The 1,475-nt window shown below is 65.4% G+C and carries 1 protein-coding gene; it reads right to left on the reverse strand.

Annotated elements, in window-relative coordinates; genetic code table 11:
- The coding region (locus tag FHG71_RS23890) for a calcium-binding protein (protein ID WP_281281999.1) at window positions 1-1,475 on the reverse strand (1,475 nt) is incomplete at both ends.

Raw genomic sequence — 1,475 nt, forward strand, 5'->3', positions numbered from 1 at the left:
TCGTATAAGCGCTGAAGTCGACCGTATCGACGCCGGCACCACCGGTGTAGACGTCGCGCACGTCGTCGACCGTGGCAACGATCGTGTCGGCGCCACCCCCGCCCAGGAGCGAGTTGGCCAGCGTGTTCCCCTGGATGTTGTCGCTGCCGTTCCCGCCCGTCACGTGCTCGATGTTGGCGATGTTCCGGAAGCCCGTCGCGAGGCCCATTGTCAGGTCGACCGCCACCTCCAAGGTGGTGGTGCCATAGGCCAGGCGGTCGGCCCCGTCGTCGAGATCCATGACGATGCTCTCGACGCCGGAGATCCTCGATATGCCCGTCAGGGCGAGGATGCCCGTCGCGCCCAGTGTGACGCTGATCGTGTTGGCCGCCGTGGTGCCGAAGACGCGGAGCGTATCCGTGTCGGCACCGCCCTCCACGGTGTCGGTGCCTTCGTTCGTCACGAAGTTGATGATGTCGGCACCCGCCCCGGCGTCGATGATATCCGACCCGGTGCCGCCGGCGATGATGTCGGCGTTGTTGCCCCCGGAGATGTTATCGTTGCCCGCCTGGCCGTAGAGGCGGTCCTGGCCGTCGCCGCCATTGAGAATGTCGTTGCCGGCCAGGGCATAGATGATGTCGTCGTCCGCGCTGCTGCCCATGGTCTGGGCTGCGGAGCTGCCGGTCCAGAAGCGGAGCGTCTCGTTCTGGATCCCGCCGCGGGCCGCCAGCTCAAGGAAGAGATTGTAGTTCTGGTTGATGGCCATCGCCCGGGCCAGCGTGACGGTGCCGTCCTCCGCGACGGTGAAGATGTCGCTCGGGTCGGCCGATTCCGAGAAGGTGCCGCCGGCCACATCCGCGAGGATGGTACCCACCACGCCCGCGCTGGGAAGGGCGGTGGGGAGCGGGATCAGCCTGGCCGGGTCGAACAGGATCCGCGTGTCCAGGATGACGCCGAGATTCTGGGTGATGTCGATGATCTCGTCCGCGAACTGGAGCCGCTCGATGTTCTTGAGCAGGTCCGTGTCGTCGATCAGCCCCGCCCGGTTGGTCAGGGTATCCGTCACCGAGATGAAGCCGTCCTCGTTCACGTCCCAGGCGGACTTGATCTCGGTGATGTCGCCGTCAACCACCTCGAAGCCGCGGCCTTCGATGATGTATTCGAACCCGCTGCCCTGGAAGAGGGCCGTATCGACATCACCCACCGCCGAGTCGAACTTGAGCTCGCGGACGATCGACATGTCGCTCGGCTTGATGGTCCGATCAAGCAGCAGCGACTGGAGCGAGCGGCCGTCAAAGGCAGGAGGTAGGTCGAACCTTGGGTTCCCCTGCCCATCGGTCTGAAGGACCTTTCCTGCGAAGGGGCCGCCCGCAATGGTCGAGCTGTTCAGGGACTCGGCCGAGTACGTGACACCGTTCTTGACGATCTTGATCCGGACGTTCAGCCAGGCGTCGCCGTCGAGGATGTCGAAGCCGCCCCGGCCCTGGAGGAGGTCG

The organism is Rubellimicrobium roseum (assembly GCF_006152145.1).
In the GTDB taxonomy this organism is placed as follows: Bacteria; Pseudomonadota; Alphaproteobacteria; order Rhodobacterales; family Rhodobacteraceae; genus Rubellimicrobium; species Rubellimicrobium roseum.